Source organism: Streptomyces sp. NPDC054956 (assembly GCF_053609185.1).
Map to the genome: position 1 here is coordinate 1 of NZ_JBSGXB010000015.1, position 14,579 is coordinate 14,579.

Annotated in this window: 17 protein-coding genes; 7 read left to right on the forward strand and 10 right to left on the reverse strand. The window is 71.4% G+C overall.

Annotated features, from left to right (window positions below; translation table 11 throughout):
* The first annotated feature begins 65 nt into the window (after positions 1-65).
* Positions 66-1,094, forward strand: coding sequence for a glycoside hydrolase family 6 protein (locus tag ACWGDE_RS05025; RefSeq protein ID WP_453387579.1), 1,029 nt, complete (start codon positions 66-68; stop codon positions 1,092-1,094).
* An 8-nt stretch (positions 1,095-1,102) separates the two neighbouring features.
* Here ACWGDE_RS05025 and ACWGDE_RS05030 read toward each other — a convergent pair whose 3' ends face one another.
* From ACWGDE_RS05030 to ACWGDE_RS05060, 7 genes are all read right to left on the reverse strand, one after another.
* Entirely contained in the window at positions 1,103-3,142 is a 2,040-nt protein-coding gene (locus tag ACWGDE_RS05030; RefSeq protein ID WP_453387580.1) for a galactose oxidase-like domain-containing protein, read from the reverse strand.
* Positions 3,143-3,145: 3 nt separating this feature from the next.
* Positions 3,146-4,873, reverse strand: a complete 1,728-nt coding sequence (locus ACWGDE_RS05035; RefSeq protein WP_453387581.1) for a glycosyltransferase family 2 protein — start codon at positions 4,871-4,873, stop codon at positions 3,146-3,148.
* Between the two features lie 171 nt (positions 4,874-5,044).
* Complete coding sequence (locus tag ACWGDE_RS05040) at positions 5,045-5,701, reverse strand: TetR family transcriptional regulator (RefSeq protein WP_453387582.1); 657 nt, start codon at positions 5,699-5,701, stop codon at positions 5,045-5,047.
* On the reverse strand, positions 5,698-6,378 hold the full coding sequence (locus ACWGDE_RS05045; RefSeq protein WP_453387583.1) for a DUF4166 domain-containing protein: 681 nt from the start codon (positions 6,376-6,378) through the stop codon (positions 5,698-5,700). The genes ACWGDE_RS05040 and ACWGDE_RS05045 overlap by 4 nt, the downstream gene beginning before the upstream one ends.
* A complete protein-coding gene (locus ACWGDE_RS05050) occupies positions 6,375-7,094 on the reverse strand; it encodes a hypothetical protein (protein ID WP_453387584.1) in 720 nt (239 codons plus the stop codon). The genes ACWGDE_RS05045 and ACWGDE_RS05050 overlap by 4 nt, the downstream gene beginning before the upstream one ends.
* Before the next feature lie 191 nt (positions 7,095-7,285).
* On the reverse strand, positions 7,286-7,582 hold the full coding sequence (locus ACWGDE_RS05055; protein ID WP_453387585.1) for an MTH1187 family thiamine-binding protein: 297 nt from the start codon (positions 7,580-7,582) through the stop codon (positions 7,286-7,288).
* Positions 7,579-7,923 (reverse strand): DUF3817 domain-containing protein, encoded by a 345-nt coding sequence (locus ACWGDE_RS05060; RefSeq protein ID WP_453387586.1) that lies wholly within the window; start codon positions 7,921-7,923, stop codon positions 7,579-7,581. Before ACWGDE_RS05060 ends, ACWGDE_RS05055 begins: the two co-directional genes overlap by 4 nt.
* Positions 7,924-8,072: 149 nt before the next feature.
* On the opposite strand from ACWGDE_RS05060, the gene ACWGDE_RS05065 reads away from it, so the two are divergent.
* From ACWGDE_RS05065 to ACWGDE_RS05085, 5 genes are all read left to right on the forward strand, one after another.
* Entirely contained in the window at positions 8,073-8,711 is a 639-nt protein-coding gene (locus ACWGDE_RS05065) for an AIM24 family protein (protein ID WP_453387587.1), read from the forward strand.
* Positions 8,711-9,361, forward strand: a complete 651-nt coding sequence (locus ACWGDE_RS05070) for an AIM24 family protein (RefSeq protein WP_453387588.1) — start codon at positions 8,711-8,713, stop codon at positions 9,359-9,361. The genes ACWGDE_RS05065 and ACWGDE_RS05070 overlap by 1 nt, the downstream gene beginning before the upstream one ends.
* 11 nt (positions 9,362-9,372) lie before the next feature.
* On the forward strand, positions 9,373-10,176 hold the full coding sequence (locus tag ACWGDE_RS05075; protein ID WP_453387617.1) for an AIM24 family protein: 804 nt from the start codon (positions 9,373-9,375) through the stop codon (positions 10,174-10,176).
* Positions 10,177-10,245: 69 nt separating this feature from the next.
* On the forward strand, positions 10,246-10,722 hold the full coding sequence (locus ACWGDE_RS05080) for a MarR family winged helix-turn-helix transcriptional regulator (protein WP_453387618.1): 477 nt from the start codon (positions 10,246-10,248) through the stop codon (positions 10,720-10,722).
* A gap of 177 nt (positions 10,723-10,899) precedes the next feature.
* Positions 10,900-11,484 carry a PepSY domain-containing protein gene (locus ACWGDE_RS05085; RefSeq protein ID WP_453387589.1) on the forward strand — a complete coding sequence of 195 codons (585 nt, stop codon included), beginning with the start codon at positions 10,900-10,902 and terminating at the stop codon, positions 11,482-11,484.
* Positions 11,485-11,568: 84 nt separating this feature from the next.
* Here ACWGDE_RS05085 and ACWGDE_RS05090 read toward each other — a convergent pair whose 3' ends face one another.
* From ACWGDE_RS05090 to ACWGDE_RS05100, 3 genes are all read right to left on the reverse strand, one after another.
* Positions 11,569-11,643, reverse strand: coding sequence for a 50S ribosomal protein bL37 (locus tag ACWGDE_RS05090; protein WP_099895366.1), 75 nt, complete (start codon positions 11,641-11,643; stop codon positions 11,569-11,571).
* Between the two features lie 40 nt (positions 11,644-11,683).
* A complete protein-coding gene (gene meaB, locus ACWGDE_RS05095) occupies positions 11,684-12,670 on the reverse strand; it encodes a methylmalonyl Co-A mutase-associated GTPase MeaB (RefSeq protein ID WP_453387590.1) in 987 nt (328 codons plus the stop codon).
* Between the two features lie 61 nt (positions 12,671-12,731).
* Positions 12,732-13,928, reverse strand: coding sequence for an acetyl-CoA C-acetyltransferase (locus ACWGDE_RS05100; protein WP_453387591.1), 1,197 nt, complete (start codon positions 13,926-13,928; stop codon positions 12,732-12,734).
* 137 nt (positions 13,929-14,065) lie between these two features.
* Between ACWGDE_RS05100 and mce the strand changes: the two genes are divergently transcribed.
* Entirely contained in the window at positions 14,066-14,494 is a 429-nt protein-coding gene (gene mce, locus ACWGDE_RS05105; protein ID WP_274549601.1) for a methylmalonyl-CoA epimerase, read from the forward strand.
* Positions 14,495-14,579: the final 85 nt, after the last annotated feature.

The following is a 14,579-nucleotide window of genomic DNA, read 5'->3' on the forward strand; positions in this document are numbered from 1 at the left end:
CCCCACCTGCCCCCATGTCACGATGACCCGGTCCGCCGCCCCACCCTTCGTCCCGAGGAAGCCGGATGCCAGGCCCCAGCAGAGCCCGCACCCCCCTCACCACTGCGGCCGCCGCCCTCACCCTCGCGCTCGCCGCGACCTCCTGCGCTCCCACCCCCACCGCGCACCCGGAATCCGCACCCCCCAACCGCCCCGCGGCCGTCGGCATCGTCGACGAGTCCCCGTTCTGGGTGGACCCGGAGAGCGACGCCGCCCGGCAGGTCGCCGCCTGGGAGGCGCAGGGCCGCAACAGCGACGCCCAGGTGCTGCGCCGGATCGCCGACCGGCCGATGGCCCTGTGGGGGCCCGCGGGCGATCCCGGCCCCGAGATCCGCCGGGCCCGGGCGAGCGCCCGCGCGGCCGGCCGCACCCTCGTCCTCACCGCGTACAACATCCCGTACCGCGACTGCGGCCAGCACTCGGCGGGCGGCGCCCGGGACGCCACGGCCTACCGCAGCTGGATCGGCGCCTTCGCCGACAACATCGCCGATACGAAGGCCCTGGTCATCCTGGAGCCGGACGCGATCCCGCACCTCGTCGACGGCTGCACGCAGGCCGGGCACCACGAGGAGCGCCTGCGGCTGCTCTCCGAGGCCATCGACCGCCTCAAGCGCAACAAGAACACCAAGGTCTACCTGGACGCGGGCAACCCGGCCTGGATCCCGGACCCGATGAAACTGGTCGACCCCCTCTACAAGGCCGGGCTCGACCGCGCCGACGGCTTCTCCCTCAACGTCTCCAACTTCCAGCCCAGCGCGGCCGGCCGGGAGTACGGCGCCACGATCTCCAAGGCCACCAAGGGCAAGCACTTCGTCATCGACACCAGCCGCAACGGCGACGGCCCGCTGCGGGGCAGCCGCCAGCAGGCCTGGTGCAACCCGCCGGGCCGGGCCCTGGGCACGCCGCCGACCGACCGGACGGGCGACCCGCTCGTGGACGCGTACCTCTGGATCAAGCGCCCCGGCGAATCCGACGGCTCCTGCCGCGGCGGCCCGCCGGCCGGCACGTGGTGGCCGGACTACGCCCTCGGCCTGGCCCGCCGCTCCACGGACTGACCCGCCGGCTACGACCCCGGCCGACCCGGCGGGCGGCCCTGCGACGCGCCCATCCACCCCTGTCCGGAGTCCCGCGCGACGGGCGCCGGTGCCTCCCGTACGCGGATCCACTTCGCCACCGACGGGGTCCCGTCGGCGTCCGTCACGAAGAGCATGTACCAGCCGGGCGGAACCAGCGTCGGGTCCGCCGGGACGGTGACCGTCACCGCGCCCGCCGTTGTGCGCAGCCCCAGCGCCACCGACCGCTGTTCCACGTCCGTGGTGTGCGTGACCGCGCTCGGCCGCATCAGCCGGGCCCGCTCGATCCGCTCCGCCCCCGGCGCCTCGAAGGTGGCGGACCCGCCGAGCACGACCTCCTCGGGCCCCTCGCCCAGCACCGGCCGCAGCGCCGGGTCCCGGTACAGGTAGGGCGGGGTGTACACCTCCAGCCGGTGTTCGAACTTGCCCAGCTTGGTGTTGTCCTTGTCCGCGAAGAGCGGGTCGGAGCCGAAGGTCGCCACCCGCCCGTCGGGCAGCAGCAGCGCCTCGGAGTGGTAGTTGCGGCCCACCGTCGGGTCGGCGGCGGCCACGAAGGAGTCGGTGCGCGGGTAGTAGAACTGCGCCTTGTGGATGTCGCTGGCGCCGCGGCCCCGGTAGTCGGCGGAGCCGCCGGTGGTGAACACGGAGTCGTCGGGCAGCAGGACGCTGCTGAGGTAGCGCACCCCCTGCGGCAGCCGGGCGGTCGAGCGGAAGACCGGGACCTCCTGCTTGAGGTCCACGACCGCCGTCCGGGCGGTGGCCCGCCTGGACTCACCGACCCCGCCGCCTCCGAGCACCATCACCTTCTGGTCCTGGGCCGGGGCCAGCAGTACGGACGAGGAGGTCTCCAGCTGGTCCGGGTCGGCCAGTCCGCCGACCTTGCGGAACACGTTCGTCCGCAGGTCCCACACCCCCGGCTCGCGCCCCTTGTTCTTGGGGCCGTAGCCCGCGTTGGAACCGGTGTAGAGCAGCTTGCCGCCCTGGGTGAGGAAGAGGGCGGGGTAGGTCGGGAAGTAGCGGAAGGGCCCCTTGGACCACTTCTTCGTCCGCGGGTCGTAGTACTCGTTGTCGCCGGGGACGACGTCGCCCACGTCGTTGAGCCCGGACACCGCGAGCACCCGACCGTCCCCGAGCCCCACCAGGGTCGGGTACCAGCGGGCGTCCTTCATCGGGTCGACCGGGATGTACTTCTCCGCCTTGGGGTCGAACTCGTAGGCGGCCTTGATGCCCTGGAAGTCCTGCTTGTCGGCGCTGAGCCGCTCCGCGAGCCCGTAGACGTTGCGGGCGTCCTCGCCGGTGAGGCCGGCCACCTCGTACTGGGCGGCCTGCGTGGTCAGCCCCGCGGCGCCCTCCTCGACCGCCTCCACGAACACCCGGGCCTCGGCGGCGACCACCTTGGTCTTCCACGGCATCATCTGCCCGCCGCGCCCGTAGCCGACCTCGAACTTCCGGGTGGCCCTGGGGACGGTGACGTCGAACTTCGACACGTATTCGACTCCGGTCGGCGACCGGAAGACGGTCCCCTTCGGCAGCCTGACCGCCTTGTCGGGGCTCTCGTTCTTGACCCGCATCCCGCCGCCCGCGCGGGTGACCTTCCCGTCGAGGACCTCGTAGCGCGCGGTTCCGCCGGCCACGAGCAGCTGGCCGTCGGGCAGTTGGCTGTGCCCGGAGCAGAAGAAGTCCACGGGGGTCGGGATCTTCTTGAAGGTGTCGTCCTTCGGGTCCCACAGGACGGTGGAGAAGGTGCCCTTGTCGAAGTTCTCCTGGTCGTTGCCGGAGCCGGCGATCAGCAGCACCTTGCCGGTGTGCAGCAGCGCCGCGTGCATGGCGTTGATCCGGTACTCGTCGGGCAGGCCGATCAGCCCCCACGAGCCGTACTGGATGCGGTAGCTGGACTGCCCGATCTTGTACGAGTGGAACCTGTCCTCGGCGAAGGAGAGCGCGGCGGGCGCGTTGAGCGCGAGCAGCAGCAGGGCGGCGCCGCCGCCCAGGGCGGTCTTCTTGAACTGCTTCGAGGGGCGGTACGCCACGGCTCACTCCCCTCCCCTGGTCGTCGCCAACGCCGGCTCCTCGCCCGCCCGGCGGGCCCGGAGGGCCGTCGTCGCCCACACGGCCGGCGGCGCGAGGGTGACGGTCAGCGCGAGCACCGCCCCGACGCGCATGGCCACGTGCGTGTGCTCGTAGCGCACGGAGGCCGCGAGCGAGGCGGCGAGGACGGCGGCCCACAGGAGGTGGACCCGGAAGGTCGCCGGCCCGTCGGGGCTGGCGTCGCCGCCCTTGGGCGTGACGACGAAGCGGCCCCGGGTGCGCAGCACCGCGGAGCCGAGCGACTTGAGGTAGACGGGCGCGCAGATCGCGGACATGGCCATGCCGGCCAGCCCGCCGGATCCGGCGGGCTCGTGGGGCGAGACGTTGTGGCGGCGGTTCCACAGGTAGAGGCCGACCTGGAGGGCGGCGGCGTCGGTGTAGAGCATCAGCCAGACCTCGGAGGAGACCTGGGTGCCGGAGGCGCCGAACCACAGGAACAGGACGCAGCTGAGGACTCCGAGCATCCAGTTGACGGCCGTCATCGGGTAGTAGACGAGCATCAGGGTGTAGTTGAGCCAGCGGCCCGGAGGCATCCGGAAGCAGCCCCGCCAGTACTGCCGCAGGAGGGTCTCGTACGTCCCCCGGGACCAGCGCAGCTGCTGCGTGAAGAAATCGGTCCAGGAGGTGGGCCCCTCCCCCACGGCGAGTACGTCGGGGGTGTAGACGGAGCGCCAGAACCGCCCGGTGGCGGGGTTGCGGCGGCGGTGCAGTTCGAAGCCGGTCGCCATGTCCTCGGTGAGGGAGTCGAAGAGCCCGCCGACCTGCTTGAGGGCCGCGATCCGCACGGCGTTGTTGGTGCCGACGAACATGGGGGCGCCGTAGCGGTTGCCCGCGCGCTGGATCAGGGCGTGGAAGAGGTACTGCTGGGATTCGGCGGCCTTGGTGACGGAGGCGGTGTAGTTGCCGTAGACCTGCGGGCCGACGACGAAGGCGGTGTCGGGGTCGCGGAAGAAGCCGAGCATCCGCTCCAGGTAGTTCGGCAGCGGTACGTGATCGGTGTCGACGGAGGCGAAGAACTCGTAGTCGTCGCCGTGCCGGGCCAGCCAGGAGTTGTAGTTGCCGTGCTTGGTCCTGGCCCGGTGGGCGCCCTTCGCGGTGTTCCACTCGGCGACGCCCTTGCGGGTGAAGTGGCGTACGCCCAGTTCCGCGCACAGCGCCTTGGCGTCGGCGTCGTCGCCCTCGTCGAGCAGCCAGACGTCGAGCGGCCCGTCGTGGCGGACCCGTACCGCGCCGCGCAGGGTGGCGGCCGCCATGGCGAGCGGCTCCTTGCCGGGCACGTAGGTGGTGAGGAAGGCGACGCGGGTGCCGGGTTCGGCGGGGACCGGGACCGGGTCCCGGGCGACCATCGTGGCGTGGGCGATCGAGACCACGTTGACCAGCATGAAGAGCATGATCAGGGCGATGGAGCCGAGCATCACGGCGTCGAAGCGGACGAGCCAGCGCTCGCCGCCTTCCCGGACGGTCCAGTGGGTGGGCCAGACGAGGTAGAGGAGCAGGCCGGCGGCGGCGAGGGGGGCGAGCGTCATGAGGGCGACGGCGCGTATTCGGGTGCGCAGCTCCTCGCGCGACAACAGGGAGCGGTACTCCACCCGGTAGGGGGCGGTGGGGTCCGGCTCCCCGTACGGGCCGGCGAGACGGCTGTGTCTCTCGTAGTCGAAGTCTTCCGGCCGCACGGTTCCTCCAGTGCTCGAAACCGAGGTGATATCCCCACGAAAGGGGAGGTTCCAGGGCGTGTCGAACTGGATTCGGCCGAGCGGGCGGTTCCTTTTCGTGACCTCGGGCACGGGGCCGTACGGGTGCCCACGCGCCCGCGACGGGGCGGGGGCGCCCGGGAAACGCGCGGTTCAGCGGCCGCCGCGGTCGGGACGGGTGCTCCGGCGCAGACCGTGGCGTACGGCCCGCTGGCTCAGCGGACCCAGCCCCTCCAGGACCTGTGCCAGCCCCGCGAGCTGTTCCAGGGCGTCCAGGGCCCGGCCGGCCCCCGCCGGATCCACGCCCTCGTAGAGCTCGATGCCGACGAAGGAGGCGGCCGCGGCCCGGGCCAGCCCGGCCGGGTCGGCGAAGGAGCCGAGCGGGGTGGCCGCCAGCAGCCGGGTCAGTACCGACTCCAGCTCCTCGACCCACAGCCCGATCCCGGCGGCGGTGGCGGCCGCCAGGGCGGGCTGGGCCTGGCCCGCGGCGAGCAGCTGGCCCAGCACGGCCACATGGCCGGCCGCCCGCTCCTCGGCGTGCATCTCCCGCGCGAAGGCGAGCAGCTCGGCGAGGGAGCCGAGCTCCGCGAACCGCTCGCGGTAGCGGGCCACCCGCTGCTCGGCGCCGAAGACGCAGGCCGCGGAGAGGAGCTCCTCGACGGAGCCGAAGTGGTAGAAGATCAGGCCCTGGTTGACCCCGGCGGTGGTGGCGATGGTGCGGGCCGAGGTCTTGCCGATGCCCTGCTCGACCAGGGTGAGCAGGGCCCCTTCGAGCAGCTTGAGCTTGGTGGCCTCGCTGGCGGCGCTCACGCGCGGACCTCCTCGCGCACGGGGCGCAGGTCGCGGCGGACCCCGCGCCGGTCGACGTCCACGTACTCGGCGGCGAAGGAGCCCTCGTACCCGAAGAGCGGGCCGAAGCGGCGGTTGACCACCCGCACCCGGATCCGGAAGCGGCCGCTCGCCTCGTCGAAGGACTCACGGACCTCGGCGTCGCCGCCGATCAGGTCGGGAACGCGGACGTCGACGGGGCCCTCGCGGAAGCGGTGCTCGCCGGAGCGGATGAGCAGGGAGCCGTCGGACTCGGCGCTCATCCGCAGGTCGCTCGCGAGGTGCTGGTGGGTGCCCAGGTAGTCGAGGATGCTGCCGCGCTCGGGGGCGTGGACCATCGTGGCGTCGAACCGGTGGGGCCCGCCGGGCAGCTGGAAGGTCCGCACGAAGGTGACGGTCTCGCGCCCGAAGGAGTCGAGGTAGGGGAAGTTCTCGATGACGAAGGGCACGTCCACGCCCTCGCGCGGGACCAGGATGTTGCGCACCCCGCCGAGCCGCAGGAACGGCTTGACGTAGAGGCCGCCGTGCCAGATCCGGTCCATCGTGCCGCGCCCGACGCAGGCCTCCCCGTTGTCGAGGCCGACGGAGAAGCGGCGCTGGATCTGCGGGTGCAGGCGGTCGAAGTCGGCGCCCATGTGGGCCCGGAAGATCGAGGTCATGACGGCTCCGGGGTACTGAGGGTGGCGAGGAGGCGGGGCGCGGCCGCGGGGACCCGGCCGGGCGGGGTGCGCAGGCAGCGGCGGGCGGCGGGGGTGCCGGGGAGCGGCGGGAGCAGCAGGGCGAGGAGGCCGACGGCGAGGGCGGCCACGAGGGGCGCGTACGCGAGTGCGGCCGCGGCGGCCAGGATCCGGACGGCGCTCTCGGCGAGGGCCCGGACGAGGGCGCGCTCCGGGGTGGTGCCGCGCTCGCACCACAGCCGCAGCCGGTCGAAGGACCAGGCGGTGGCCCAGCCCATGAGCGGCCGGAAGACCAGCCGGTCGGCGAGGGCGCCGAAGCGGCCCCAGCGGGGCCTGTAGTCGTAGCCGGTCAGGAAGCGGATGCCGGGGCCGCCGTCCGGGTCGGGGACGTAGCGCCAGTAGCCGCTGCCCTCGGCGAGAAGCGAGAGCGGGTGGTGCGAGGAGAAGCACAGGGCGGAGACCCGGGTGCCGTCGGCGCGCCGGCGCTCCCCGGCGGAGATCCCGGTGCCGGCGACGGAGAGGAAGGGCAGCAGGCGCGTCGCGTAGCGGAAGCGCTGCGGCTCGTCCTCGGCGGCCCGCGGCAGGTAGGTGATGGAGGTGAACCGCAGGTCCCAGCGCTGGTGCTGGTCGGGTTCCTGGCTCCGGCCCCAGAGCCGGGCCATCTCGGTGCGGATGACCGTCTCGACGTACAGACCCAAGGCCGACGCCCCCTTCTCGCGGTTTGAGCGATCGCTCAAACCAAAAGTTAGCGGAGTTTGAGCAGTCGCTCAACGCTTTTCCCGCAAGAGTTTGAGTGGTCGCTCAAACCCAGGAACCACGCTCGGAGCCGGGAAACGAAGAGCGCCCCCGGCCGCTGGGCCGGGGGCGCTGTCGCGAAGGAGGGAGCGGGTCAGTTTTGGGCGAGGTGCCGCTCGATGGTCTCCACCTTGGAGGTGATGCCGTCGGTGACGCCGGGCCGGATGTCGGCCTTGAGGATGAAGGAGACCCGGGGGGCGCGCGCCTCCACGGCCTCCACCGCGCGCTTCACCACGTCCATCACCTCGTCCCATTCGCCTTCGATGGTGGTGAACATGGCGTCCGTGCGGTTCGGCAGTCCGGATTCCCGTACGACGCGGACGGCGTCGGCGACGTACTCGCCGACCTCCTCGCCGACGCCCAGCGGGGTCACCGAGAACGCGATCATCATGCGCGGGCCGCCTCGCGGGCACGGGCCGCGAGCACGCCCGCCGCCTCGTCGCGCTTGAGCAGCTTGTCGCCGTACAGGCCGCCGAAGGGCACCAGGGCCAGCAGGAAGAAGAGGGCGACCTTCTTCAGGGGCCACTTCGCCTTGTTCCAGACGTCCAGCAGGAACACCGCGTAGATGACGAACAGGATCCCGTGGACGATGCCGAGCGGCATCATCAGGTAGTCGATGTCCGAGATCCGGCTCAGCACCGAGCCGAAGATCAGCAGCGCCGGGAACGAGAGCGCCTCCGGTACGGAGATGAGGCGCAGCCGGTGCAGGGCGGAAGCGGTCTTGATGTCCACGTGGAACCTTCGGGGTGGATGCCGGGGGTCCGTCCCAGTGTCCCATCCACCCCGTTCGATCTTGTGGCGGGGCCCGGTCCCGGTGGATCGGGGTGCGTATCGGCCAACGGGCCCTGTTCGCTCCCGCCCGCTGCGGATAACGTCTTCCCGTGGCTCAGTTCAGACTTCAAGGCAGCAAGGTGCTCGCCGTCGACCTGACCGGGGACGCCGTGAAAGCGAAAAACGGCGCCATGGTCGCGTACGACGGCCAGATGGCCTTCAAAAAGATGACCGGCGGCGGCGAAGGCCTCCGCGGCATGGTGACCCGGCGGCTGACCGGGGAGCAGATGACCGTGATGGAAGTGCAGGGTCACGGCACCTGCTTCTTCGCCGACCGGGCGAGTGAGATCAATCTGGTCAATCTGCGCGGTGAGAAGCTGTACGTCGAGTCCAGCAACCTCCTGTGCACCGACGCCGGCCTGCGCACCGGCACCACCTTCACCGGCCTGCGCGGTGCGACGACGGGCAACGGCCTGTTCACCACCACCGTCGAGGGCAACGGGCAGGCGGCGATCATGTCGGACGGCCCGGCCGTGGTGCTGCGCGTCAGCGCCCAGTACCCGCTCTCCGTCGACCCGGGGGCGTACATCGCGCACACCGGCAACCTCCAGCAGTCCTTCCAGTCGGGCGTGAACTTCCGCACCCTGATCGGCGAGGGCTCGGGCGAGTCCTTCCAGATCCGCTTCGAGGGCGAGGGCCTGGTGTACGTGCAGCCCAGCGAGCGCAACACCATCGGGGGCGACGTCTGATGCCGTTCCGCGAGATCAACTCGAAGATGGTCGAGGCCCAGGTCGTACCGGGGCAGAAGATGTACAGCCAGCGCGGCGCGATGCTCGCGTACCGCGGCGAGGTCTCCTTCACCCCGAGCATCACCGGCGGCCAGGGCGGGGTGATGGGCATGATCGGGCGCCGCGTGGCGAACGAGCAGACCCCGCTGATGGAGGTCGAGGGCAGCGGCACCGTGATGTTCGGCCACGGCGGCCACCACATCCAGGTGATCAGCCTGACCGGCGAGACCCTGTACGTGGAGGCGGACCGGCTGCTCGCCTTCGACGGCACCCTGCAGCAGGGCACGATGTTCATGGGCTCGCAGGGCGGGGTCATGGGCATGGTGCGCGGCCAGGTGACCGGCCAGGGCCTGTTCACCACCACCCTCAAGGGCCACGGCTCGGTGGCCGTGATGGCCCACGGCGGCGTCATCGAGCTGCCGATCACCCCGCAGCGGCCCGTCCACGTGGACCCGCAGGCGTACGTCGCCCACCACGGCGAGGTCCGCAACAAGCTGTCCACGGCGCTGGGCTGGCGCGACATGGTCGGGCGCGGCTCGGGCGAGGCGTTCCAGCTGGAGCTGTCCGGACAGGGCGCGGTGTACGTACAGGCCTCGGAGGAGAAGCTGTGAACTTTGGCCCCGTGACGGGCGGGCCCGGCGGCCCGACGGTCTTCGACCCGTACACCCTGCCGTCCGACGACAACGTCAACGCCTACACCTTCTGCGTGGAGCTCAAGGGCAGCCAGTGGTTCCTGCAGAAGGGCAAGATGATCGCCTACTACGGGCGCATCGAGTTCAACGGCATCGGCCACGGCCGCTTCGACCGGCTGCTGCGCACCAGCTTCCACTCGCCGCTGCACGCGAGCGACTGGGTGGTGGCCGAGGGGCAGGGCAAGATGCTGCTCGCCGACCGGGCCTTCGACGTGAACTCGTACGACCTGGACAACGGCAACCTGACCATCCGGTCGGGCAACCTGCTCGCCTACCAGCCCACGCTGGCGCTGAAGCAGTCGATCGTGCCCGGGTTCCTCACGCTGATCGGAACCGGGAAGTTCGTGGCGGCGTCCAACGGTCCGGTGGTGTTCATGGAACCGCCGCTGCGCGTGGACCCGCAGGCGCTGGTGGGATGGGCGGACTGCCCGTCCCCCTGCCACCACTACGACCACGGGTACATGTCGGGCGTGATCGGGGGGCTGCGCTCGCTGACCGGCATCGGGGGCTCCTCCGGCGAGGAGCACCAGTTCGAGTTCGTCGGGGCGGGCACGGTGCTGCTGCAGTCCTCGGAGATGCTGATGGCGGAGCAGGCGGTCGGTGCCGTGGGCGCCGGCGCGGCGACGGGCAACGCACAGGGCGTTCCCGGGGCGGGACAGGGGCCGCTCGGGCAGCTGGGCGTTCCTCGGATGCCGGGACAGCTGGGTGATCTCCAGCGCCGCTTCGGCCTGTAGGCGCCACCGCTCGACCTCACAGCTTTGTACGCAATTCAACTTCTTAGGTAGAGTTCTTTCATGGAGACCATCGAGACCGAGACGGCCACGAGCTGGCTGAGCGACGCCGAGCAGTGCGCCTGGCGCACCCACCTGGACGTCAGCAGACTGCTGATGCACCAGCTGGAAAAGGATCTCCAGCCCTTCGGGCTCACCAACAACGACTACGAGATCCTCGTGAACCTCTCGGAGTCCGAGGACCACCGGATGCGGATGAGCGATCTCGCGACGTCCACCCTGCAGTCCAAGAGCCGGCTCTCCCACCAGATCACCCGCATGGAAGCCGCGGGCCTGGTCCGCCGCGTGAACTGCGAGTCCGACCGCCGGGGGCTCTACGCCGTACTCACCCCCGAGGGCATGGAGACCATGCGCAAGGTCGCCCCGCACCACGTGGCGTCCGTCCGCCGGCACTTCATCGACCTGCTCCCGCCGGACGCCCTCCAGGCCCTGCGGGCCTCGCTCGGCCCGGTCGCGGAGCACCTGCGCGCGGGCCGCGGCAAGGCCTGAGCCCGGGGGTCGGAGCGGCCCTGAACAGCTCCGAGCAGCTCTGAGCGGCTCCGAGCTGCTTCGAGCTGCTCCGAGCGGCGGACCTCGGCCGGAGGCCGGAGAATGGGCGGTAACGCTCGCTCGCCGGCCGCCGCCGAGCAACCGTAAGCGCCATGGCCGGCCCGAGGAGGTCAAGCCATGAAGCGCACCCTGTACGTCTCGTCGGCCGCGGCCGCCGCGGTCCTGCTGGTCGGGGGGCCGGTGGCGGCCGCCGCCGCATCCGGCGCGTACACGCCCTCGTCCGACGCCGCCTCCGCACCACTGCGTGCCGACGTCGACGCAGAGGGGGCCGTCAAGGCGGCCCTCGAACACCACCCCGGAGTCATCGCGTCCCTCGACAAGGACGGCCCGGTCTGGCACGTGAACGTGGTCGGCAAGGACGGCGTCGACACCGAGCTGCTCGTCAACGCCGCCAGCGGCACGGTCTTCGTCGAGAACGACGACGAGAACGACGACGACAGCAAGGAGAACGCGGCCATCGTCGCCGCGGAGGTCACGGCCCAGCAGGCCATGAAGGCCGCCCTCGCCGCCCATCCCGGCAAGGTCTGGTCGGTCCAGTGGGACAACGACGACAAGGCTCGCTACTGGGACGTGGAGATCAAGGCCGGCGGCAAGACCCAGAACGTCCACGTCGACCCCAGCTCCGGCAAGGCCACCGTGTCCCCATCGGACAACGACAACGACAACGACGAGAACGAGAACGAGAACGACGACAACGGCTGAGGGAGGGCAAGGGCCGGGGCCCGACGCACGGAAGCCGCACCTCGCGGACGGGGTGCGGCTTCCGTGTGTGGTCAGTCCTCACGGTCAGGCGTTGGGACGCTTTCCGTGATTGGCCTTCTTCTTCTTGCGGGCTCGCTTCTTGTTGCCGCGCTTCGCCATGAAACCTCCCTGCGTCGGGGCATTCCGGGCGTTCGCCAGTCTATGACCGGCCCGCGGGCTCCGCATCCGGTTCCCGCAGAGTCGCCAGCAGCGCGTCCGAGGCCGCGTACGGGTCCAGCTCGCCCGCCGCGACCCGCGCGGCCAGGGCGTCGAGGTGGGAGTCGCCGTGCAGGTCCGCCAGCCGGGCCCGCAGGGCGGTGATCGCGATCGTCTCGACCTCGCGGGCCGCCCGGGCCGTGCGGCGCTCGGCCAGCACCCCGCGCTCGTCCATCCACGCCCGGTGCTTCTCCAGCGCCTCGACCAGCTCGTCGATGCCGGTGCCCCGGGCCGCGACCGTCTTGACGATCGGCGGCCGCCAGTCGTGCTTGCCCCGGGATTCCCCGAGGCCCAGCATGTGGTTCAGCTCCCGGGCGGTGGCGTCCGCGCCGTCCCGGTCGGCCTTGTTCACCACGTAGACGTCGCCGATCTCCAGGATGCCCGCCTTCGCGGCCTGGATCCCGTCGCCCATCCCGGGCGCGAGCAGCACCACCGAGGTGTCGGCCTGCGCGGCGATCTCCACCTCCGACTGCCCGACCCCGACCGTCTCGACCAGGATCACCTCGCAGCCGGCGGCGTCCAGCACCCGGATCGCCTGCGGGGCGGCCCAGGCGAGACCGCCCAGGTGGCCGCGGGTGGCCATCGAGCGGATGTACACCCCCGGGTCGGAGGCGTGGTCCGACATCCGCACCCGGTCGCCGAGCAGCGCGCCCCCGCTGAACGGCGAGGACGGGTCGACGGCGAGCACGCCGACCCGCTTGCCGGCCTGCCGGTACGCGGAGACCAGCGCCGAGGTGGTCGTGGACTTGCCCACGCCCGGTGAGCCGGTGAGGCCCACCACGTACGCGTTGCCCGTGAGCGGCGCCAGCGCCGCCATCACCTCGCGCAGCTGCGGGGACGCCCCCTCGACCAGGGAGATCAGCCTGGCCACCGCCCTCGGCCTGCCTTCGCGGGCCTGGGCCACCAGCTGGGGGACGTCCACCGCCGTCATAGGTGCTGCGCTCCTTGCTTGTCGCGGGTCTCGTACGGGTACGGGTGCGGGCTGCCGGCCGCTACGGGACGCGGACGATCAGGGCGTCGCCCTGTCCGCCGCCGCCGCACAGCGCGGCCGCGCCGACCCCGCCGCCGCGGCGCTTGAGCTCCAGCGCCAGGTGCAGCACCACGCGGGCGCCGGACATGCCGATCGGGTGGCCCAGGGCAATGGCGCCGCCGTTGACGTTCACCTTTTCCGGGGTCACGCCGAGGTCCTTCATTGACTGCACGGCGACCGCCGCGAAGGCCTCGTTGATCTCGATGAGGTCGAGGTCGGCGACCTCCAGGCCCTCCTTCTTCAGGGCGTGCAGGATCGCGTTGGACGGCTGCGACTGCAGCGAGTTGTCCGGGCCGGCCACGTTGCCGTGCGCGCCGATCTCGGCGAGCCACTCCAGGCCCAGCTCCTCGGCCTTGGCCTTGCTCATCACGACCACGGCGGCCGCGCCGTCGCTGATCTGCGAGGAGGTGCCGGCGGTGATGGTGCCGTCCTTGGCGAAGGCCGGGCGCAGCTTGCCGAGGGACTCGGCGGTGGTCTCGGGACGGATGCCCTCGTCCTGCGAGAAGACCACCGGGTCGCCCTTGCGCTGCGGGATCTCGACCGGGGTGATCTCGGCCTCGAAGACGCCGTTCTTCTGCGCGGCGGCGGCCCGCTGGTGGGAGGTGGCCGCGAAGGCGTCCTGCGGGGCGCGCTCGATGCCCAGGCGGGTGTTGTGCTTCTCGGTGGACTCGCCCATCGCGATGTTCTCGAAGGCGTCGGTGAGGCCGTCGTAGGCCATCGCGTCGAGCATCTCGATGGCGCCGTACTTGAAGCCCTCACGGGACTTCGGCAGCAGGTGCGGGGCGTTGGTCATCGACTCCTGGCCGCCCGCGACCACGATGTCGAACTCGCCGGCGCGGATGAGTTGGTCGGCCAGGGCGATGGCGTCGAGGCCCGAGAGGCACACCTTGTTGATGGTGAGCGCGGGCACGTTCATCGGGATTCCGCCCTTGACGGCGGCCTGGCGGGCGGGGATCTGGCCCGCGCCGGCCTGGAGCACCTGGCCCATGATCACGTACTGGACCTGGTCACCGGAGATCCCGGCCCGTTCCAGCGCGGACTTGATGGCGAAGCCGCCGAGGTCGGCACCCGAGAAGGACTTCAGCGAGCCCAGCAGCCGCCCCATGGGCGTGCGGGCCCCGGCGACGATCACTGACGTGGTGTTGTTCGTTCCGGACATGGAGCACAGCCCCTTGAAGATGAGGAGTGAACGAGGGTTTACCCGAATGTACTGAGCGGTACCCGTGCCGTCATCGGCCCGCCAGTGTGATCGCGCGCACGTTGCGTAACCGCCCCCCGGAGCGCTGCACTGTGTCCATGCTGACAAGAATCGACCACATCGGGATCGCCTGCTTCGACCTGGACAAGACGGTGGAGTTCTACCGTGCCACGTACGGCTTCGAGGTGTTCCACTCCGAGGTCAACGAGGAGCAGGGGGTGCGCGAGGCCATGCTGAAGATCAACGAGACCTCCGACGGCGGCGCCTCCTACCTCCAGCTCCTGGAGCCCACCCGCGAGGACTCGGCGGTCGGCAAGTGGCTGGCGAAGAACGGCGAGGGCGTCCACCACATCGCCTTCGGCACCGAGGACGTCCAGGGCGACTCGGAAGCCATCCGCGGCAAGGGCGTCCGCGTCCTCTACGACCAGCCCCGCACCGGCTCGATGGGCTCCTCGATCACCTTCCTGCACCCCAAGGACTGCCACGGCGTCCTCACCGAACTGGTCACGAGCAACCCCGACCACTGATGCCGCCATTCCCCGGCCGGTAGAGTGGCCGTGGCTCGGCCGGGGTTCGGTGCGGAGACGGGGTCGGGGCCTGTAACCCCTGCCC

Excerpts from the sequence above, each read along its gene's own strand:
- ACWGDE_RS05025 (WP_453387579.1), top strand. The coding sequence starts at position 66 with ATGCCAGGCCCCAGCAGAGCCCGCACCCCCCTCACCACTGCGGCCGCC.
- ACWGDE_RS05045 (WP_453387583.1), bottom strand. The coding sequence starts at position 6,378 with ATGACCTCGATCTTCCGGGCCCACATGGGCGCCGACTTCGACCGCCTG.
- ACWGDE_RS05055 (WP_453387585.1), bottom strand. The coding sequence starts at position 7,582 with ATGATGATCGCGTTCTCGGTGACCCCGCTGGGCGTCGGCGAGGAGGTC.
- ACWGDE_RS05070 (WP_453387588.1), top strand. The coding sequence starts at position 8,711 with ATGCCGTTCCGCGAGATCAACTCGAAGATGGTCGAGGCCCAGGTCGTA.
- ACWGDE_RS05085 (WP_453387589.1), top strand. The coding sequence starts at position 10,900 with ATGAAGCGCACCCTGTACGTCTCGTCGGCCGCGGCCGCCGCGGTCCTG.
- meaB (WP_453387590.1), bottom strand. The coding sequence starts at position 12,670 with ATGACGGCGGTGGACGTCCCCCAGCTGGTGGCCCAGGCCCGCGAAGGC.
- ACWGDE_RS05100 (WP_453387591.1), bottom strand. The coding sequence starts at position 13,928 with ATGTCCGGAACGAACAACACCACGTCAGTGATCGTCGCCGGGGCCCGC.
- mce (WP_274549601.1), top strand. The coding sequence starts at position 14,066 with ATGCTGACAAGAATCGACCACATCGGGATCGCCTGCTTCGACCTGGAC.